Raw genomic sequence first — 21277 nt, 5'->3', positions numbered from 1 at the left:
GCCGGGGCCGTAGAAGATGTTGTCGCCGAGCACCAGTGCTGCGGAGTCGGTGCCGATGTGCTCGGCTCCGAGGACGAAGGCTTGGGCGAGGCCGTTGGGTTCGTGTTGGACCTGGTAGGTCAAGGAGATGCCGAATTGGGAGCCGTCGCCGAGCAGGCGTGTGAATTGGTCGGCGTCCTGGGGTGTGGTGATGATGAGGATCTCGCGGATCCCGGCGAGGATCAGGGTCGAGAGGGGGTAGTAGATCATCGGTTTGTCGTAGACCGGGACCAGCTGTTTGCTCACTCCCATCGTGATCGGATGAAGCCGTGAGCCCGTGCCGCCCGCCAGAATGATTCCCCGCACCGTATTCCTTCCGTCGAGAACGCTCAATAATAATCGCCAGGCAATGTTCTGGAGAACCAAACGAAGCAGGTACGCCAACGATGCTAAAGCCCAAGCTCCGCAGCCAAAGCATCTGCCATCTGTGCGGCGTACGTCGCGGTGATGTGATGACGGTCTCGATAAAGCAGAAGGTCGCCTTGAATCGGACTGCAAACTTCACCCGGACAGAACCAATTTTTAGTCGTAATGACGCTAGCTCCTTGCCGAACAAAGAATTTCCTTTCCAGGGCAAGGCGCAGCGAAGATATACCATCGTGATAATTGACGAAGCATGGTTTCACGTCATCCAAGTTCAAAGCCAAACAATCTACGGGCGACGTCGAAAACCGAGGATTGTCTTCTAACGAAAAAACTGTTGACGATGAGGGAAGTCCTGCCAGCAAGCCGCTGACCCCCGCGTCTATTGCCTCACTCAAGCTTGGGGATACTATCTCGTCAAATTGAAAATTGGAGACGACTACGATTTCGGGCGAAATCTTCGAAATATCACGAAGTACATTGTCCCGCCATATATCACATTCCCTATACGGCCTGTTGAGGCTTGCATTCCAAACGTCGACGTCAATAGAAGGGCAAGATGATTTTGTATATGAAAGTACTGATAGGTTTTCGGTGTGCCCAATTCGATCCAGCGCCGGAAACCACTGCGCGGCGTGGGAATCTCCATACAGAACTATAGAACGTGTAGCAAGGGCGTCACCGCCTCGACAGACTTTAGCTGACGTCTCAAGGAAGTCCGCATTGCACTCTTGACTGTAGACAGCAGGTAAATCTCCAGCCGCAGAGAGCAAATCCGGCTTCAGATTAGACGGAACAAATGGCGACAGGACGGCCTGGCCTACGGCGGGCATCGACCACCCGTTCGCAACGATCCCCGAGTCGGTGCGGACCGGCAAAACCAGGATCAATGCCGACAGCGAACCAATCAAGATGCATGCAGTCGCAAATCTAAGCGCAATAAAACCCTGCCGTCGCATGGGCACTCCGTCACCAGATATACGCCTCACAACCCAACGATGCTCCACATAATTGAAAGTGACCAACGCGAGGCCTACCGCAACTGCAAACAATGACAAACGTATGAAAAACGATAAATCTGACCAAACATGAAGACCTGGGACCACGATTATCGGCCAATGCCAAAGATACAGCGAATACGAAATGCGCCCAAAAAACTGAAAAACACCGAGTTGTAGCAGTCGGGAGGCTCCTACGCCTGCGAGATGCGCAGGAACCGCAATTATGGACGCAACCGCGACCGTCGGAACCAGGGCATTCAGACCAGGAAAGTCCGTGGACGAGCTATACACCAAGGCAGTTACAACTATCGACGCCAACGCGCCAAAGACCACAACGTTGCAAGCAAATCGGCATGCAACAGGATTAGCTCGGTCGTAAGCGTTGACACGAGCATTAACAACCGGTCGGTAAACGGCCACCAGCGCACCCAGTCCTAGTTCCCAAGCCCGACTTGGCAGAGAAAAGTAGGCAAATGGCGCGGCTTCACGAACCAAAAGCTCTGACGCAAAAAGCGACAAAACGACCAACAAGAGGGTCCATAGACCAACCCGTCTACGCCAATTCGGGCCAGAACCCAAGCAGCATAGCACAATTAGCGCCGGCCACAGTAAATAAAATTGTTCTTCTACAGCTAACGACCAAAAATGTTGAAAAGGCGAGGGGTTTTGAGTTGACAAATAATCAACCCCACCGAAGGCAAATCGGATGTTCGACAGCCAGGTAACCGAAGCAAGACCGTCAGCGAGCACCGAATGAAAGGACGTGAAGGGCACGAAGAACCGTGTCATCACGAAACAGACTACAACAACCAGCGTTGCTGCCGGCAGGAGCCTTCTTACGCGCCTATTATAGAATTCGCCGAGACGAACCCGCCCGTTTAACTGTTTGGCTTGCAAGAGATTGAGGGTGATCAAATAGCCTGAGATCACAAAAAAGACGTCAACACCGATATAACCGCCACTAAAGCCGAACCCTGAATGGTAGAAGACAACGAGCAAGACCGCGACCGCACGGAGACCCTGTATATCCGGACGGAAGGGCTCACGGACGTACGCAATTGCGTTGATACGGTCCCGGGGGGCTACGTTCTCAGCCATTCGCGTCGTCCCCAGATCGCAAGAATCCGTTATGGCGAGCCGACAACACCGAAAAGTATTCCGCCTCGATAGACTCCGTCATTTGTCCGTGCGAATATTGCTGCAGATTCCGTCTATGGAGGCCATCGCGCAACTCATAAACCCGTTGCGCGGAGTTGAGATGGTATTGAATTGATTTTATCCAATCATCGACACTAGAGGACCCCACCGAAATTACGCCTTCACCTGTCAAATCATCAAGGGCACCTGCTCCGGACGACATAATGGGAGTACCCAACACCAGGGATTCGATGGCAGACAGGCCCATCGTTTCCGGCTGTACCGATGGTACGAGGGTAATTTCCGCCGCCGCAGTCCAGTCAGAGAGTTCCTGCGAATTCAGCTTTCCTAAATAAATCACGTCCGAGCGTGAATCGGCAAATTGTTGCACATGGCCCTTCAGCTCACCATCGCCTGCAACGACCAACGTGACATTTTCTCTGTTATCGACCGCAGTCCAAGCATCGAGAAGAGTGCCAATTCCCTTAGCCTCGTGAAGCCTTGCTCCATATATCCAGAATCTAGAAGAGGGCGGACTATCTAGTTGAACTGGGGCAGGAGGCTTCACCCCCCACGGGATAACGACCACCTGGTCAGCTGCCATGCCACCCTTAATCAGGTGCCCTCGTGAGTATTCTGACGGAACTATAAAGCGAGAAATCGAAGACTGATAGCGAGGCCAATGCACTACCGACTCAACTGCGCAAACAGCCGACGCAACACGACTTCCCTTGACGCAAGAATACCTAACTGCGCTTAATTTGAATTTTTCCGTCACACACTTCGTGCAAACCGCACCATCGCGCACGAGGGTGTAACAAGGGGCCACGAGCTTGAAATCGTGAAGCGTCATCACAGAGGGAACACTGCCAACACCAAGAACCGACGGACTAAGCTGGTGATAGATCGAGTGGTAATGGATTAAGTCCGGTCGAAAAGAGTCCACGACTTTACTCAGCGTCGAACGTGCGCCGGCATTCCACAGCAGATTTCTACCCGAGCGTACCTTATCTACCGGACCGACCGATGAAGCCGAAAATACGCTATGCCCCTCATCAACCACTTGATCCATAGTAAATTGATTGACAATGTGCCCACGACCCACCAAGCCATCCGTTAGATCGGTAATATGCCTTTCAACACCGCCAACAAGATCTGAAAACTTGCTTACCATTAAGATCTTCACAAATTGCCCTCCGCCGTGCGACCATTATGCCGCCTATTCGCGCGCGCAATGAAGATACTCAGAAAGACAACGGTTATCCAGGTCGGTTTTAAACTAATGTAGCTGTAGGCAGATACTACAAAGTACGAGGCGAAATAGCTAAACCAAAGAGCAGACGCAATGGATGGTCGTTGAGTGAACATGCGCTGGAACAGCACTAACATCGAACCCAGCGCTACAGACCCGAATATTACTCCGAGGATGCCCCAATCAAGATAGAGCCCTCCGAACAGCGTGGGCGGAAGTCCTCCCACCGCCGAGACGTCCGCACCGAGCAAACCAGTGACGTATCGGTCTGAAAGATCGTAGCCCAGCCGGAGAAAGCTACCCAAATCACCGGAGAAGAACTTGCCATCCGCACTTGTGTCAAGCCGAAGTAACCGTTCCATCACGCGCGGGCCTGTCTGTAACGAAAGGTCCGCCGATCCAGACCAATTATCGAGACCTCGAGCGCGCAAATATGACGAAGCCGCCTCAGCGCCTGTTGAGTTACCTGCCCTCCACAAGCCATAGATTCCAAGGGAACCAACCCCTAGGGCAACAGCCAGTACAATCGACCAAAGGGGTGGTCGCCGGACTTGAATGTACAAAATTGCACAACTCAACAGCGCGACACCAATAAGTGCGCGACCACCACTTAAGACAAGAATGACCGAACCTGCAGTAATGTAAAACAAGTCAATCTTAGAGAATTTATGGGTAATGTACCGATACATTCCTACAATGAGCGCACTTTGCATTACGGCAATAACTAGGGGCCATAACCTTTCGAGGACACCAAAACTGTCCCCGAATCTTGAGGCATTTACATCGTCCGCAAGGAGTGGAATGACGCCGGTGAAGTAATTTGCCAGAGCGACCGCGATCGCAGTAACGACGGCCACATGGTAAATATTCGGTAAGGTAGCATGCGAAAGGAAGACACCGAGGGGCTTAGCTGGCCCCCTAATCAGGAATGTGAACCCAAGAACCCCAATCAGTAAGGAAACCAGACCGATGGCGATAATATTTGCAGCTTCGGGGCTGGGGTTAATTCCGAAAACAGGGAAGCGGCGTGGGTAAACACCGACTACAAACATGAGGGTTAGAGTAATTAGACACACGCACACCGCACGATTCGGCATTCGTACATCATCCAGCCTGTAACCTACTACGGCAACCAGAATCACTATCATCGCCGCTATGGTCACTGGACCCATGTCAGATGAACCTACGCGAGCGACCGAAATTCCAGCGACTAGCACACAAACCAAAGCAGCTAAAGCTAACAGAGATTTTGAATACACTCTGGAATGACCTGGTCGCGCTTCTGTTAAAACATAATCAGCCATTGTACAACTCAAGGTAGTCGTCTGTAACGGTAAATATGTCGAGCTTTTGTAGGTGCTCACCGCTTATAGGTTCACGGTTTTTGATTGCATCTTGCAAAGCGGCAGCCAGCAGTCGCGAATCTCCAGGTGGAACCAGCAGTCGATAATCCTGCGGGCATATATCCACAATTCCCGGGATCTTTGTAGCGACAGGCGTGCAACCTGCGACCATGGCCTCCGCGAGACTGTTTGGCATACCTTCCCTGTAGCTGGGCAGCGTGAAGATGTCAGCAGCCCAATAATATTGGGGCATCTGTTGGGCCGGCACGTGACCGAACGCCTTGACTGAATAGCCTACGTTCCGCAGGACTTCCATCTCATTATCAACGCTTTCACTTAGCTCTCGGTAGAACCCCGATCCCGGCCCAACCAACCACAGCTCTGCGTTCGGGAATTCATCTTCAACAGCTGGCCACGCGTCCAGCAAATCTAACACCCCTTTATGTGGAGCTAAGTAACCTACAAATAGAACAATTATCGACTCCTGGTGAACTCCGAAAATAGAGCGCGCACTAGTCCTTCGCTGAATGGTTCGGGTCAACTTCTTACTGTCAACACCATTAAACATCCGTGTTGCTTTACCCGCATACCCATAGCCCAATGCGTCTCGAAAACCTGAATCATTCAAGAAAACGATCTTGTTGGCCGAGCGAAAAGCGAGCGCATACAACATCCCTACAGGCAGCCGACCGACGCGCTTTGCGTGAACCGTACGTGGGTCGTCCTCTCCATCCCTCGTCACTTTTACAACTACGCGCTTCCGCAGCATCCGCCCTAGAACTGCAGGGGGAATGGCCCACCAGTATGATCCGTGAATGTGGACGACGTCGGGGCGATCCCTCAGAACAGTCCATGCGGCCGCTAACCCGAGGCCGATCGTGGAAACACCTCGTGCCAAGCGGCCCGCTCTACCGCTCAGGCAACTCACCCTTTTAACTTTAAAGCCACCATCCGTACTGGAGCCTTTAGAAAGCTGGTCAAGCGTCACAACGGTTACCCTCCATCCTTTTCTATGAAGGTGTTCAGCAAGCAGTGAAGCTTGCTGTCCGGCACCGCCATAGACAGGTGGATATTGTGAGCACGCCATCAGTACTTTCAAATTCATTTCCCAGTCATCCCATGCTTTTCGAGTGTGTCACCAAGTAGCACGTTCAAGTAGTTATCAACAGAGAGGTTTGCGAACAATCGGTCTCTAGCATCAACCCAGGCCCCTCCGACCGGGACTGACCAGGCACTACCCACCGCGTCCACCCAGGATTGTGGCCGCGATGGATTCGCTACTTCAACGCATAGCTCGTTCAGCTGATCACCGAGTAGCGCCCGAACGGCAGGCACGTCAGGAACAACCGGGATCACTCCGTTGGCAAGATACACCAGCACCTTGAACGCCGCCTTACGCCTGTTCCACACATCATCTGTAAGCGGCATCAGTCCAATGCTGCATTCCGCCAGCGCCGTTCTCTCGACTTCCGGCGACCACCTGCGAACCCTCACTGGAGCATCAGTAGACGCGTCCGCCACCGCGCCAACTATCCAAAGCAACTCAGGTCCTCCAGATTTGCCAGCCACCCAGGACGAAAGAGCTGGAATAAGCGGCTCGACGTTGGCGATGGTCGAGGGACTTCCCAACCACAATATCCCTGGTTTGCTGGCAAATTCGGCCAACGGCCCTGAGGGCGCAGGACCCGCAAATGGCCATGCCTGCACTCCCGCAATCCTTTGGATATCAGCAGCTATGGTTGGCGTCGTCACCACGACGCGATCAGCGGCTTGGAACAACCGCCTCGACCGGTTCACACTCTGGCTGAGCTTCTGCTCCGAGGCTCCGGGGTAACCAAAATAGACTGCATCGTCAAGCTCTACCCGGAGATCGCGCGCTACCCATCGGATAATTCCTGTCAACCAGATAGGAGGAAGTACTTTCTGAATGACGAGAATGCGTGGTCTTCTAAAAATCAACCAGGCGACCAATGATATTGGCCATAGGCGGTTACCGTGTACTTCTATGACCTTTGTTTTGATGCCACGTGAGCACGCCAAGGCGAGCGGCTCATGCGCTCTTACCCTAGAGGACGCAACCTTTCGCCCCCCAAGGGTAATCGCTAAAACGCCGAGCTTGCTGTTAAAGACGTCGTCCTTAATCATGCTGCATCACTCAATAGTGTTCTTATTCGGTCACGAACTGTGCTGAAGGAAACGCTTAAGATTCCGCTACATACGAAGGTGGCGCCGGATAGTAGAAGCGGTGGCAATGACCCGTTGGAGCTTAGTGAGACGGTGACCCAGACCATCAGGGTCGCAAAAAATATAGCTGGAAAGAGGATCAGGATCTGCAAGTCGTCGTGCAGGATTTCCCTTGTGTGTACCCATACCGGTGACTTGCGGAGGCTCAATGCCACTACTATACAAGTCACCACTGCGCCGGCGCTGCTTGCAATTGGAACCGCCTCGGCTGGAAAGTTTCTTGACAAAGCCAATCCCGTGGTCACCGTCACTACAAGGCCGATGACAGATGCGACGCCGACACGAATGTACGCACGCTCTATGTATAGGTACGATGTCATCGCGCCAGTAAGGGCACACGCCAAGACCCAAGGTAGTTGTAGAAGAATCGTATTTTGAACGGTCAGGGCATCCTCAGATGTGAATTCGCCGCGTACAAACAACACATGTACCGCCAGCAGACTAAAAGGGATAAATGCCGCAGATACAACGCTTGTAGCAATAACCGTAGTAGCAATTGTTCTTTCAAGGATCCGTGCCGCAGACTGGTGGTCGTTATTTGCGAGGTGTTTAGAAATGGTTCCCACGGCCGTCAGAGCAAGACCAAACGCACAGAGAAGCAGTAGTCCCTGAGCGATCTTCTGTCCGAAACCGAGTGCCGCCGTGGCACCCGTCTGCAGGTCGGTCGTCAAAATCCTCTCGAGGACGGGCTGAAACTTAGTGATTAGTGTAAATGCAAACAGTGCAAGAATCGCACGAAGCCCGATCTGGCTGGTCCATCGACTACGCCACATGACACGAGCTACTGGCAAAGCCGCAGCAATGAACTGCGCCAGGTATCCGATTGCGATACCGGTACCCAACGTCAGAGCCGATGTATTGTTCCATCCCGATATGGCCACCCAACTGAACAGTCCGATACCATTCGCGACTCCTCCAGCTGCGGCGAGGGCGAACCTGTGTTGGAGGTATGCGACCGCCTGTGCACCGCATGTCAAAGCGGCCAGGATGTGGCTCGGAGCAGACAGCAGTAGAATAGTTGAAAGGGAACCCGTCAACGTTAAAGCGTAGATCGCCTGTGCTGCAGTCGCGACTATTCCAAGTGCCCAGAAAGCCCGCAGGTCCCCTAAAAACATTATATTTGAGCCATCATGAATACGCGGCACAAGCACCATTGGAACTAGTGCGAAGAACACGGTCGTGCCAAACGTTACTATTGTCCAGCCTAGTTGAAACTGATCCGCCAAACCGCTGAGACCAAGCTTCGATGCGATCAAAGATTGGAATGCAAATCCGACAACGATGTTGGTCAGAGTAAGGAGGGTTGTCACAAATCCTGCGTACCCGGCAGACTTCTTTCGGGTCGTAGTCTCGCTCGTCATATTGGGCTCGGAGCGTCAGCAGGAGAACTCAATGTGCGAATCAGACGCGCTGGGATTCCGCCGACGAGCGTATTTGGAGCCACCGAGTGGGTTACGGTGCTGGAAGCGGCAACAACACTTCCCGCCCCTATTTCTACTCCAGGCAGCACTGTGACGTTCCCGCCTATCCATGATCCGTCACCAACACTGATCGGGAGTGCAATATTTCGCCCGGCTCGCTTCCGCGCTGAGCCAAAATCATGCGTACTCGTGAGGAATGTACATTGGGGTCCAATGGCGACGTCGCTGCCAATCCGGATCCAAGCAGAGGAATTTATGTCCATAAAGCAACGGGGTCCGATATATGTGCCTCTCCCGACGTCTAAGTTGGTCCCGGTCGCGCGAAATCCGCCACCTACATGACAGCCGAGATAAATTCGTAAGCCACCCAGTCGCAACAGTGCTGCGCGCAGTCGTCTGAAGGAGTACTCGGGCAATAGAACGCCGGATACCAGTTGGATGATTGCGAGCTGCCAGGCTCTTACTTCCGACCGGACCCGAAGTGTTTTCGATGGCTTCTTTTTCATCGTAATCTAATCCCCTTGGGGCAACTGATGCAGGACGTGCAGCACTTGTTGCTCCAGACCATACTGTAAGGTTCGCGTCGGCGACCATCCCAATATCCTGTGGGCCTTGGAAAAGTCGGCACCGGTTCGGTCCACATCACCTAGTTGCTTCGCCGTAACCCGCAGCTGAATCTTTCGTCCGGTTAATTCCTCAATCTGTTCGACAAGCTGCGACATGGAGGTTTCGCCCGTGCCGCCAATATTGACAGCGGTGAACCGTTCAGGAAGTACCGCATCAACGGACCTTCTGCACGCATCAACGACGTCCTCGACATACGTAAAGTCTCGCCTCGCAGTACCGTTTCCAAACAAATTGAATGCCCCCCCCGTAAGTGCCGCAGTGATCAGCCTCTGCGTAGCCATGTCTGGACGTTGTCGAGGGCCGTAAACGGTGAAGAACCTGAGCGCGATCACCTCCAACTCAAAGCTAGAACTAAAGGCGCGTAGGAGATACTCACCGCCTAGCTTGGTTACTCCGTACGGACTTCTCGGCAACAAAGTGTCCGTCTCGCGGCACGGGTAGCTAGTTTGATCGCCATAGACGGACGAACTACTGGCAAATACCATTCGAGATACTCCTGCTGCAGAAAGAACCTGCGCCAGGTGCTGGGTAGCCACTAGATTCTGCCGTGTGTAAAGGTCGAATTGGTTCCAAGAGTCACGAACTCCTGGCTGTCCAGCCAAATGAATGCAAACATCTGTCCCACCGATGTGGTCTGGCGTTAGGTCGAGAATGTCTTGTTGAAGGAAGGTGAATTTGTCGTCCTGCTCCGCAGTGGCGAGGTTGCCCAGTTTAGTAGTCGGTGAGTAGTAATTGGTCAAGCTGTCAACCCCAACTACCTCGTGCCCATCTGTCAGCAAGGATTCAGCAAGATGACTGCCTACGAAACCTGCGACTCCTGTGATGAGTACTTTCACCGTTCACCTTCCGCGCTATTCGTATCCGGCTTGACATGGCTCTGGGTAATACTATTTCCACTGTAGGAAGCTACCGACGCAGAACCCTGCTTACTTGTTCCTATTGGGACTCCTATTGCCCTTCTGAGCGATGCTTCGTATTTGTCACATATCAGCGACCACGAGTAATTAGAAGTCGCCCGTCCGTTCGCTAACATACCAAGGGCAGTTTGTTCATCTCGATTGCAGATTAGTTCGTTTATTGATTTGACGATTGCCGCGGGGTCTGGCTCAACAAAGCGGCCGGCGTCGCCGAGGACTTCGCGATTATAGGTCGTGTCTCGTGCGACGATAGGAGCACCAAGCGCCATTGCCTGCACTAATGCCGGATTAGTACCGCCAACGCTATGGCCATGGAAGTACGCGCCACAATGCTGCCACAAGGAGAATAGCTTTTGGTCGTCACTGAGATGTCCTAGCCAGGTTACATTCTCTGAATTTTTTGACAGCTGCAATGCGCGTTGATCAAGATCTCCACCGTATCCGGATGACCCTACGATTACCACTTTGTGTCTTTCGCTGATAACTTCGGCGGCGGCGAGAAATTCTTCTATCGAATTCTCAGGGACGAAGCGCGCGACGTAGAGCACGTAGGACTTTTCTTGTAGATTTTCTACCAATTCGAGATTCGCCGATTCATCGGCTCCGTAAGCTATGAAGTCGCTCGACCTTGCAAATTGCGTTTTCCAACGTCTCTGTATCTCGACTGAATCACAGACAATGATGTCGGCGAACCGCGCTGTCATTCTGGCTCCCATTTTGAACACGATTTTGGCCGCTCGACCCCACTTTGCGCGTTCCCACTCCATGCCGTCGACGTTGACAACTGTTGGAATACCTCTCATTTTAAGTATGGGTAGCCAAAAACCGTTGGCGACGTTAAGGACGAGGGCGGCGTCTGGTCGCTTCCAAGCTGCGTGAAGGCATGCGGATAGTCCGTAAGTCAAAGTGCTGAGTGACTTAGTTTCGAGGCCGGGAGTGGTCACGGAGCGAACGCGGTGATCACGGGAATCGTCGTCCGTCTTTATCGTCCCAGGCCGACCATAGGCGACTACGGACCATCCTTTGTCGGCCAAATAAGGTGCGAGTCGTCGGATGAGGGTTTCGAATCCTCCGTAGTAGCTGGGGTATCCACGTGACCCGATTATTGCAACGGACTTCCTCATATCGAAAGCTCGCCTTTCCACTAGTTCCGATTGGAGAGCTACACGACACGGCACACGTAGAGCGTGGCGGTTAATAGGCCCCGTCGCTCCGAGATACGGCTTTGGCTGTCTTGGCAATGATCAAAAGATCCCCCACCATGGACCAGTTTTCGACGTACGACAGGTCTAGTCGTACTGTCTCTTCCCATGACAAGTCAGATCGTCCGCTGACTTGCCACAGACCCGTGACTCCCGGCTTGACCAACAGTCGCCGTCGAACCTCGCCGTTGTAGGTCTCTACCTCACGCCGCAGCGGAGGCCTCGGACCCACGACGCTCATCTCGCGCCTGAGGACGTTGATGAATTGCGGAAGCTCATCGAGGCTGAAGCGACGCAGGATCTTGCCGACAGGCGTTACCCGCGGATCGTTCCGCATCTTGAACAGCACCCCACCGGCACCCTCGTTCCGGTCGAGCAAATGCGCCACCTGTTGGTCCGCATCGATGGTCATGCTGCGAAACTTGATCATCGAGAACGGTTTGCCGTCGATGCCCAGCCGCTCCGACTTGTAGAACACCGGTCCACGACTGGTGACCTTCACAGCAATCGCTACTGCAAGTAGCACCGGCGAGATCAACACCAGAACCAGCGCCGCAAACGTCAGATCGAAGGCGACCTTGCTGAATCGCGTCGCGCCGTTGTACTGAGGCTTCTCGACGTGAATCAGCGGGAACCCTGCAACAGGACGCATCACCAACCGGGGGCCGGCAACGTCTACGACCCCAGGCGCAACCACGAGGTCGACGTCCTTCTTCTCCAGATCCCAGATCATCTTGCGAATGCCCTTGTGGCCGAGGTGTTCGGTGGCGGTGACTGCAACGGTGTCGGCACCGCACTCGTCGATCGCGGCGAGGACGTCTCGCTCACTACCGAGTACCGGGATGTCGGCACCCTCGACGTGAACGATTCCGTCACTCGGCACCTCGTAGCCGGGCATGCACATTCCCACCACCGCGTAGCCCGAGGACGGCGAACGCTCGAACGACTCTGCCATCGAGACCGCGGCCGAGCGACTCCCGACTATCAGCACCGACGTCTTGTATTTGTCTTCGCTGCGGAGTCGAGTGACCACTTTGCGCCACAGCCAGCGGCTGACAAGTAAGGCCACCAACCCAACGGGAAGGGCGATGGCGAGGTAGAGGCGTGCAAAGTCGATACGGAACAGCAAAGAGATGATGGCGATGACACCGAAGAGCCGGAAGGTGGCCGAGACGATGCGGCGGTACTCCTCGGCACCGTTGCCGATCACGCGCGTCGACCGGGTTCTGAAGATCGCGAGAAACGCGATCCAGACGCTCGCCACTGCGACGGAGACACCGGTGTAGATAATGGAGTTGGTCAGTCCTGTGGTCTCGATTCCCCCGAACCGAACGATCTGGGCCAGAGCGACAGACAAGACCACAGCCAGCACGTCGGTCACCCGAAGGCGGGCGATGTACTGGCGCTCCCACACATGTCGCGACGTGAGCTTGCGAGTCTTCAGCTCCCCGGACCGCGAGGATCCCCAGAGTGAGCGTGGTGCCGCCCCGACAGATGCCACCTGCTCCCCTCCTTCTGCGCTTCTGCGACCACCTCCGGTGGCCGCTGGTCTGACATCCGAACCAATCCGGAATGCGACTGGTATCGAATTGGAATAGTCCCACGTTGCAATACGAAGCACCACGCGAGCGGCGCAGATCACAGATAAATAACAGCGTCCGTTCGGTTTACCACACATACGCTGACTAGGCGAAACGGGTGACTGGGACTTCCAAGGTGTAACCGCCGCGAGGTCCAAAAACGTTACACACGAGCACGATCGACGCACTTTGGTGACCACTCACAGTGTTCAGCGCTGTTTATCGGGTGATTTACCCGTCAATCGCGGCGTCTACCGCTTTCAACCAAACATCAGCACATGTCGACGAGCGTAAAGCAGGACGTTTGCATTTTAAGGCAGTGTGCGTTAATGCGAATTACAGATATCAGCAAGCACAACGGGCCGAACAATTCATTCCATCGAATGAATTGCGAGATCGATGTGCCTGGTCGCGCTCAGGGTCGACCCAGGCCTCGATAGTTCCACCCTGCCGCCCGCCACTGCTCCGGGTCCAGGCAGTTACGGCCATCGATCAGCTTCTTGCTGCGCACCACGCCGTCCAGGTCGCTGGGAACGAGAGCCTTGAACTCTTTCCACTCCGTCAGCACCAGCACCACGTCTGCTCCCTCGCAGGCCTCGAGAGCGGTGTTGTTGTAGGTCAGCGTGGGGAACAGCGCCTTGGAGTTCTCCATGGCCTTCGGGTCGTACACGTTGACCGTTGCACCCTGCAGCTGGATCTGACCGGCCACGTTCAGGGCCGGTGAATCACGAACGTCGTCGGAGTCGGGCTTAAAGGCCGCGCCCAGCACGGCCACCCGCGCACCGAGTAGCGAGCCGCACGCCTCCCGCGCCAACTCGACCATGCGGGTGCGTCGCCGCATGTTGATGTTGTCGACCTCGCGGAGGAACGTCAGCGCTTGATCGGCACCGAGCTCGCCGGCCCTGGCCATGAACGCGCGGATATCCTTGGGCAGGCACCCACCGCCGAAGCCGATGCCGGCGTTGAGGAACTTGCGCCCGATGCGCTCGTCGTGGCCGATCGCGTCGGCGAGGACGGTGACGTCGGCCCCGGCCGCCTCGCACACCTCTGCGATGGCGTTGATGAACGAAATCTTGGTGGCCAGGAACGCATTGGCCGAGGCTTTGACCAGCTCGGCCGTGGCCAAGTCCGTCACCAGGAACGGGATCTGCTCGTCGAGCAGCTGGGCGTAGACCTCGCGGGCCAGTTCCTCCGCACGACCCGGCCGATCTCGATCGACACCCAGCACGAGACGATCCGGGTGCAGCGTGTCTTTGACGGCGTAGCCCTCGCGAAGGAACTCGGGGTTCCAGGCGACCTCGACGCCATCGCCGGCCGGGGCCAGTTCGCGTGCCATGCGGCCGAGCCGCTCGGCGGTACCGACGGGAACTGTGGACTTACCGAAGATCACGGCCGGCTTGGTGAGCAACGGCGCGAGCGTCTCGATGACCGAGTCGACGAACTTCATGTCGGCTGCGAACTCCCCCTTCTTCTGGGGAGTGCCGACACCGAGAAAGTGAACCTCCGCGAAGTCCGCGGCTTCCTGGTACGACGCGGTGAAGCGCAAGCGACCGGCCGCGATGTTGCGCTGCAGCACCTCTTCGAGACCCGGCTCCCAGAACGGAACCTCTCCTGCCTCGAGCTTCGCGAGCTTGGCCGGGTCCACGTCGACGCCCAGTACCTCGTGGCCGAGTTCGGCCATGCAGGCGGCGTGCGTGGCACCGAGGTAGCCGGTACCAAAGACTGTGATTCGCATGCTGTCCGTTCCCCGTCGGTCTTACTGATGCTTTACAAGCGCATAGTAGACACGGATCAGGCCCGCCGATACTCGAGCCGCGGGCTACCTCACTGCGCCCATCGCACTTGGAGACTGCGCCAGTGGTCCAGGCGTTGATGAGCAAATCACCACTCATCTACCGGGTTTCGACGTGCGAGAAGTCGAGTCGAACGCCTTCGTTCGGTGCAGACAAACGTTCGCCTGACAGTCGACATCTAGTAACCATGCTGCGGAACGTGACTTTGCAAAAAGAAGCGAGCGCATCAGCGATGGCCGCCACGTCGACTGCCACTAGATCCATGTGTCTTCGCGTACGAGTCCCGCAGGGCAATACTCCTCACGACAAGGATCAGCTGATGGCCGCCGTGCGTTCGACGCGGTGGTGTTCACGCTCGGCACGCACGGTGCGCGGCTTCAACTCGACCATCGCGCGTCCGTACATGTGAGCGAGATTGCGGCCCAAGTTCTCGAGCGATGCGTTGCGGGCGATCTGGCGGCTCGTCATCGACACATCCTCCCGATAGGCCGGGTCTGCGAAGAACCGTTCGACCGAGGAGGCAACGGCCTCGGATTCGGTGCCTGCAAGCGGATACCCGAGCGACTCCATGCTGGGGATGGTGCGGGCGAGCAACGGACACCCGGCATCCGCTGCCTCCAGCGTGGACAGCGGGCCACCCTCCCATGCAGCCGTGTGGAGGTAGAGGTCGGTGATCTCCAGCGCGTCCCAGACGTCGGCGGAAGGTAGCCATCCGGTGACTTCGACGCCGGCCTCTTCCAGTGCGAGCCGGCCGTCGTCGTCACCGTCGCCGATCCACATGAAACGAAAGCGTTCGGTGCCCAATCGCCTGGCCACGTCCGCGAAGAAGAACGGATCCTTCTGCGCCATGATTCGGCCGACCATCGTGATGATCGGCTTGGAACTGTTGCGATGCGTTTTGGTGAACGGAACAGGCAGCGCCACTGCGACGTTCTCGACAATTTCGGCGTGCATGGACGGCCTCAACGACAGCCCGATCGCGGCTTCTCGAGGTGAGACGGCCATCAACAGCTGCGGGCGCTGTGCGAGCGCCTTCTCGACCATTCTGTACGTCACTGTGCGATAGGCAGACTTTTTCGCCTCCATCACGTAGCAGTGCGGCGTGTAGACAATGCGCACATTTTTGGGGAGAAACGCGCGAAGCACGCCGGCGTAGCTCGAATGCAGGTGCACGATGTCGTAGTCACCCTGGTCGACAGCACGCAATGCTGCCTTGAAGAAATCGATCAGCCCACCTGAAACATATTTCACGTCAACATCTTCGGGCACCTCGACGGTCTCGTGCCCAGCCCGAAGTCGCAGGACCATCGAGTGCTCGAACTCCGGGGTTCCAATGACGTAATTCACCATCGCGGTGCGCACACCACCACCGAACGCCTCGGAGACATGAAGAACTCGGAGTAGTTGAGCGGGCATGATGTCTCCTGCTGGCGGGAGTAGCTCTTAACTTGTTGAACGGTATCGTCGCATCATTACACCAATTGCGCGAGCGTAACGCAGAAATATATTGGAATCCTGATGTCTTTTACTCGCGGCATTCGAGTACTCGTTGCTTGTTTTCGGATGCTGTTGTCGGGCAGGGACACTCCTGCCCCACTGTCCGTTAAGGTGCAGAAGATGCCCACGAAAGGACAGCCATGACGAAGTCCCGGGAAAAGATCGTGTTCGACACCGAAACGACATCGGCCCGCGAGCAGATCGGCGAGCGTCTGTTCAATCTTCTGGTTACGCAGATCCCGTCGCACTGGATTCGGCAGAACTGGTTGCGGGCGTTCGGAACTCGGATCGGCAGCAGCTCGTCGATCATGATGGGCACCCGGGTTCACGGCATCCGCAAACTCGTCATCGGAAACAACTGCTCAATCGGCTTCCGTTGCCTACTCGACGCCCGGGGCGGCCTGACCATCGACAATGACGTGGTACTCGCCAGCGACGTTCATGTCGTCGGTGGCCACCACGACGTGCACTCCGACGACTTCAAAGCCCTATGGTCACCTATCCACATCGAGCACCACGCGTGGGTTGCCAGTCGTGCGACCGTCACCGACGGAGTTCACATCGGCCCCGGTGCCGTGGTTGCCGCCTGCGCACTGGTGCGAAATGACGTCGCCCCCATGGAGATAGTGGGCGGTGTACCCGCCGCGCACCTGGGTGTCCGTAAGTCCGAACTTCACTACCACCCCGACTTTCGGCCTCTTCTGTATTGAGGCCGCGGGTAGGGCGGTCAACCGGATGACTGGCGTCCGCCGTCACAACACCGTCATCTCCCCTTGCCGCCCTTGATCTTCGCCCCGACCAGAACCGCACCCAGGACTGTTACGTCGACCATTCCCATCTTTTCCGTCACCTTCGCCAAGTCGGTCGTTCTGGTCCGCCCACTTCGCGCGAGCAGCACTGCCCCGTCGCAGGCAGCAGCCAGCAACGCCGCGTCGGTGTAGCGGAGGGCGGCCGGGGAGTCGATCAACACGAAGTCGTACAGCCCGGACAGGTCCCTGATCAACTTGCGAAACGTGGGAGTGCTGAGCAGTTCACTGGGGTTGGGGGGAACCACCCCGGCGGGCATCACATGCACGTTCTCATGCGTCGACGTTGCGATCGCCTGGTTCGCGTTGACCTGATGAGTCAATATGCTCGACAGTCCCACATCGGACGTCACCCCCAGGTGACGAGCGAGCTGAGCCTTACGTAGATCGGCGTCGACCAGAATCACCGAGTGCCCGGCCTCGCCCAGTGCGACGCCGAGACCGACCGCGGTGACAGTTTTTCCCGCACCGTCCTCGGCACTGGTGATCACCATCGCACGTGGCGGATTGTCGATACCGAGGAACTGCAGGTTGGTCCTCAGTTCTCGCAGGGCCTCTGACGCCTCGATGTACTTGTCGCCGAACAACACCGGGGTGGCGCTCTTCTTGATCTTGACGAACGGAATCCCGCCGACCACCGGGCACGAGACCGAATCACCGAGTCGCGTCCGGTCGTTGACGGAGACGTCGAGGCGGTCGCGGAGCACCGACACGATCAGACCCAAAAACAGGCCACCGACGAGACCGATCAGGATATTTCGGCCCCACAGGGGCGAGACTGGGCTCGTCGGTACGGCGGCTGACTGGACCACCGTGGCCGCTGCCGGCGACCCTTCACCCTCCGAACCCTCCAATTCGGACACCAACCGACTAGTTTGCTCCGCAACGGAATTGGCCAGGTCCGCCGCTCTGTCGGCATCGGAATCCAGGACCGACAGGTCGAGCAGGACCGAGTCAGGGACCGGAGTAGCCGTCACGCGCTCCATCAGCTCATCGGCACTCATATCCAAGTCGAGGGTGTCGATCGTTCGCTGCGCCACCTGTTTCCCGGCAGCGAGGCTCGCGTAAGAGGTGACGCGTTCCTTGGCGAAAAGATTGTTCTGGTAAGCCTCGCTCGCCGATGCCCCACCCGCGGCACCGACGAACAACTGTGTCGATGCCTGGTACAGAGGCGTGCTGAGAGCGCTGGCAGTGGCAGCCCCGAGCACCGCGACGGCAACGGTAACGCCTATCGAAACCCAGCGCGACCGCCAAATCCTCAGGTACTCACGGATGTCCAACGCGAAGCGCTCCTGCCGAATCCTTCACACGTGACACCGGGCGGTACCACCAAGGTCGAATAGTAGATCTTGTTTCACCCCACGCGCAGAACCAACATCCATTCCGAGGATTATCGACGATGTCGATGACATTCACTTCGTATGCGCTAACTAATTTTCACACCACTGCGTTCACTGCACGCGAACGACGTGTACGTGAAAAGATAAGCCAGCCGTCGGGGCGGATACATCAGGGCGCGAGAGGCGAGCATGAAGAGTGCGTTGATAACCGGAATCACCGGACAGGACGGGCTGTACCTATCAGAGCTCCTCCACTCCAAGGGATACAAGGTCTACGGTTTGGTACAGGGCCAAAACAATCCAAAGCGAACGTTACTGGAGAAATCGCACCCGTTCGTGGAAATCCTCTCCGGCAACCTGCTCGACCTGTCGTCACTGATGCGCGCCTTCAGCGACGCCCAACCCGACGAGGTCTACAACCTCGGCGCAATCTCCTTCGTCGCGTATTCCTGGGAGAACGCGCGTCTCACCACCGACGTCACCGCAGGCGGCGTACTCAACGTGCTCGAGGCACTGCGCTTCTACCAGGACAGCTCCGGCAAACACGTGCGGTTCTACCAGGCATCGAGCAGTGAAATGTTCGGTAAAGTCCAACAGGTACCGCAGAACGAACACACCCTGCTCTGGCCCCGCAGCCCCTACGGCGTAGCCAAGGTCTACGGGCACTACATGACCATCAACTACCGCGAATCCTACGGACTGCACGCCAGCTCGGGCATCCTGTTCAACCACGAATCACCCCGCCGCGGACCGGAATTCGTTACCCGCAAAGTCTCGATGGCCGTCGCCCGCATCTCGATGGGACTACAGGAGAACATCGCCCTGGGCAACCTCGACGCCAAACGCGACTGGGGCTTCGCAGGCGACTACGTCGAAGCCATGTGGCTGATGCTCCAACAAGACCACGCCGACGACTACGTCATCTCCACCGGTGAAACCCACTCCATTCGCGAGCTACTCGACCACGCATTCGCCGCAGTAGGCATCGACGACTGGACAGACAAAGTCCACATCGACCCCGCCTTCATGCGCCCCGCCGAAGTCGACCTTCTGATCGGCGACGCCACCAAAGCACGCAGCGTCCTCGGTTGGAAGCCCACCCTGGATTTCCCGGACCTGGTGGGGCTCATGGTCCGTAGCGATCTGGAACTGCTGCGCGCCGAGCGCGCCGAGGGGCCGGCCCTCCGGTGAGCCCCCGCGCACTCATCACCGGCGTCGCCGGACAGGACGGCAACATTTTGGCCCGGCGACTTACGGAACTCGAATACGAAGTAATCGGCACCGTGCAGCCGGAAACCGACCACTCGGATATAGGCGATATTTGCGGACTTTCCGTCGTCGAAGTCGAACTACGCAACGAAAATGCATGCCGCCGGATTGTTTATGACACCGAACCAGACTTGGTGTTTCATTTCGCCGGAATATCCTCGGTTGCGTATTCATGGAGCCATCCGATCGAGACCACGGCTGTGAACGGACAGTCGATTGTTGCAATCATCGACTCACTACTGGATCTACAGAACACGACCGGCATAGACCGCGTTCTGGTGAACGCGTCGAGCGCAGAAATATTTGCCGGAACCCCGTCCTCTCCCCAGGACGAAAACACAGCTATCGCCCCACTTTCCCCCTATGGAGCAACCAAGGCGTTCAGCCACCACATCGTGCAGATGTATCGCGCCCGGGGTCTGAGGGCCAGCAACGCAATCTTCTACAACCACGAATCCACTCTTCGCCCACATCGTTTCGTGACACGCAAGATCACCGCAGCAGCAGCGGCCATTGCGCACGGCCACCAGTCGACTCTGGAACTGGGAAATCTCGATGCTCGTCGCGACTGGGGGTGGGCCCCCGACTACGTGGATGCGGCGCTGCGTATGGCCGGGCACGAGACCGGTGGTGACTTCGTCATCGCCACCGGCGAAGCCCATTCTGTACGAGAGTTCGTCGCGGCCGCATTCCATGCCGCGGGGATCGAAGACTGGCACTCCTTCGTCACCACCTCCGACGCGTTCGGCAGGCCCGCGGAGTCTGCGGAAATGGTGGGCGACGCAAGCAAAGCCAGGGCAGAGCTGGAGTGGGAGCCCACCAAGCGCTTCGCCGACGTCGTCGCCGCGATGGTGGAACACGACCTGGCGCTGACCGAAGGACGGTCCTGATGACCGATGTCTACCAGAGCCGTCGCACCACTCAGCTGGGCGAGCGAATCTTCAACTGGGCCATCACCCGCATCCCCTCGCATTGGATCAGGCAGTCATTTCTCCGAAAGTTCGGAGCCACGATCGGGACCAACACTTCGATCATGATGGGCACGACGGTGCTGGGTATCGATCGCCTAGTGATCGGAGACAACTGTTCCATCGGATTCGACTGCATGCTCGACGCCCGCGGCGGCCTCACCCTCCAGAACAGTGTGGTGCTGGCGTCCGACGTACACATCATCACCGGCCAACACCTCGTGCACAGTGACGACTTCGCGGTAGAGCTCGGTCCTGTCCGGATCGGCCATCACGCCTGGATCGCCAGCAGGGCCACCGTCCTTCAGGGGTTGACCATCGGCGACGGTGCCGTCGTCGGCGGATGTTCGCTGGTGCGAAAGTCCGTCGCAGATATGGAGATCGTGGCCGGGATCCCCGCCAAGGTTGTCGGAACCCGCACATCGACTCTGGACTACCACCCTGTCTTTCGACCCCTGCTGTACTGACGAGAAGGCAG

18 protein-coding genes are annotated in these 21277 nt (G+C 56.7%); 4 read left to right on the top strand and 14 right to left on the bottom strand.

Annotated elements, in window-relative coordinates; all coding sequences use genetic code 11:
• The 13 genes from CH266_RS24515 to CH266_RS24460 form a co-directional block, all read right to left on the bottom strand.
• A partial coding sequence (locus CH266_RS24515) for a sugar nucleotidyltransferase (protein ID WP_176457201.1) occupies nucleotides 1-345 on the bottom strand: 345 nt, incomplete at its 3' end.
• An 83-nt stretch (nucleotides 346-428) separates the two neighbouring features.
• Entirely contained in the window at nucleotides 429-2501 is a 2073-nt protein-coding gene (locus CH266_RS24510; protein WP_094716358.1) for an acyltransferase family protein, read from the bottom strand.
• Complete coding sequence (locus CH266_RS24505) at nucleotides 2494-3726, bottom strand: glycosyltransferase family 4 protein (protein WP_094716357.1); 1233 nt, start codon at nucleotides 3724-3726, stop codon at nucleotides 2494-2496. The genes CH266_RS24510 and CH266_RS24505 overlap by 8 nt, the downstream gene beginning before the upstream one ends.
• A complete protein-coding gene (locus CH266_RS24500) occupies nucleotides 3723-5096 on the bottom strand; it encodes an O-antigen polymerase (protein ID WP_094716356.1) in 1374 nt (457 codons plus the stop codon). Before CH266_RS24500 ends, CH266_RS24505 begins: the two co-directional genes overlap by 4 nt.
• Nucleotides 5089-6240 carry a glycosyltransferase family 4 protein gene (locus tag CH266_RS24495; protein WP_094716355.1) on the bottom strand — a complete coding sequence of 384 codons (1152 nt, stop codon included), beginning with the start codon at nucleotides 6238-6240 and terminating at the stop codon, nucleotides 5089-5091. Before CH266_RS24495 ends, CH266_RS24500 begins: the two co-directional genes overlap by 8 nt.
• Nucleotides 6237-7280: a hypothetical protein gene (locus CH266_RS25240; RefSeq protein WP_141214574.1), complete on the bottom strand. Its 1044-nt coding sequence runs from the start codon at nucleotides 7278-7280 to the stop codon at nucleotides 6237-6239. Before CH266_RS25240 ends, CH266_RS24495 begins: the two co-directional genes overlap by 4 nt.
• Nucleotides 7277-8689, bottom strand: a complete 1413-nt coding sequence (locus tag CH266_RS24490; RefSeq protein WP_176457200.1) for a lipid II flippase MurJ — start codon at nucleotides 8687-8689, stop codon at nucleotides 7277-7279. Before CH266_RS24490 ends, CH266_RS25240 begins: the two co-directional genes overlap by 4 nt.
• A 47-nt stretch (nucleotides 8690-8736) precedes the next feature.
• Nucleotides 8737-9063, bottom strand: a complete 327-nt coding sequence (locus CH266_RS26085) for a DapH/DapD/GlmU-related protein (RefSeq protein WP_369597418.1) — start codon at nucleotides 9061-9063, stop codon at nucleotides 8737-8739.
• A gap of 249 nt (nucleotides 9064-9312) precedes the next feature.
• Nucleotides 9313-10263 carry an NAD-dependent epimerase/dehydratase family protein gene (locus tag CH266_RS24480; protein WP_094716352.1) on the bottom strand — a complete coding sequence of 317 codons (951 nt, stop codon included), beginning with the start codon at nucleotides 10261-10263 and terminating at the stop codon, nucleotides 9313-9315.
• A complete protein-coding gene (locus tag CH266_RS24475) occupies nucleotides 10260-11468 on the bottom strand; it encodes a DUF1972 domain-containing protein (protein ID WP_094716351.1) in 1209 nt (402 codons plus the stop codon). Before CH266_RS24475 ends, CH266_RS24480 begins: the two co-directional genes overlap by 4 nt.
• A 70-nt stretch (nucleotides 11469-11538) precedes the next feature.
• Nucleotides 11539-13047, bottom strand: a complete 1509-nt coding sequence (locus tag CH266_RS24470) for a sugar transferase (RefSeq protein WP_094716350.1) — start codon at nucleotides 13045-13047, stop codon at nucleotides 11539-11541.
• A gap of 494 nt (nucleotides 13048-13541) precedes the next feature.
• Nucleotides 13542-14861: a UDP-glucose dehydrogenase family protein gene (locus tag CH266_RS24465; RefSeq protein ID WP_094695644.1), complete on the bottom strand. Its 1320-nt coding sequence runs from the start codon at nucleotides 14859-14861 to the stop codon at nucleotides 13542-13544.
• A gap of 370 nt (nucleotides 14862-15231) precedes the next feature.
• Complete coding sequence (locus CH266_RS24460) at nucleotides 15232-16335, bottom strand: glycosyltransferase (protein ID WP_094716349.1); 1104 nt, start codon at nucleotides 16333-16335, stop codon at nucleotides 15232-15234.
• Between the two features lie 221 nt (nucleotides 16336-16556).
• Between CH266_RS24460 and CH266_RS24455 the strand changes: the two genes are divergently transcribed.
• Entirely contained in the window at nucleotides 16557-17126 is a 570-nt protein-coding gene (locus tag CH266_RS24455; RefSeq protein ID WP_094716348.1) for an acyltransferase, read from the top strand.
• 53 nt (nucleotides 17127-17179) lie between these two features.
• Here CH266_RS24455 and CH266_RS24450 read toward each other — a convergent pair whose 3' ends face one another.
• Nucleotides 17180-18502 carry a polysaccharide biosynthesis tyrosine autokinase gene (locus tag CH266_RS24450; RefSeq protein WP_094716347.1) on the bottom strand — a complete coding sequence of 441 codons (1323 nt, stop codon included), beginning with the start codon at nucleotides 18500-18502 and terminating at the stop codon, nucleotides 17180-17182.
• Nucleotides 18503-18751: 249 nt separating this feature from the next.
• Here CH266_RS24450 and CH266_RS24445 point away from each other — a divergent pair, with 249 nt between their 5' ends.
• From CH266_RS24445 to CH266_RS24435, 3 genes are read left to right on the top strand one after another with little or no spacing between them, the layout of a single operon-like run.
• The gene (locus tag CH266_RS24445) at nucleotides 18752-19753 is read left to right on the top strand and encodes a GDP-mannose 4,6-dehydratase (RefSeq protein WP_032387709.1); all 1002 of its coding nucleotides are present in this window, start codon (nucleotides 18752-18754) and stop codon (nucleotides 19751-19753) included.
• On the top strand, nucleotides 19750-20721 hold the full coding sequence (locus tag CH266_RS24440; RefSeq protein WP_094716346.1) for a GDP-mannose 4,6-dehydratase: 972 nt from the start codon (nucleotides 19750-19752) through the stop codon (nucleotides 20719-20721). Before CH266_RS24445 ends, CH266_RS24440 begins: the two co-directional genes overlap by 4 nt.
• On the top strand, nucleotides 20721-21266 hold the full coding sequence (locus CH266_RS24435) for an acyltransferase (RefSeq protein ID WP_094716345.1): 546 nt from the start codon (nucleotides 20721-20723) through the stop codon (nucleotides 21264-21266). Before CH266_RS24440 ends, CH266_RS24435 begins: the two co-directional genes overlap by 1 nt.
• Nucleotides 21267-21277 lie beyond the last annotated feature (11 nt).

The sequence above is a fragment of the Rhodococcus sp. 06-1474-1B genome, from assembly GCF_002258885.1.
Classification (GTDB): domain Bacteria; phylum Actinomycetota; class Actinomycetes; order Mycobacteriales; family Mycobacteriaceae; genus Rhodococcoides; species Rhodococcoides fascians.
This window is presented reverse-complemented; position numbering and strand designations above follow the sequence as displayed.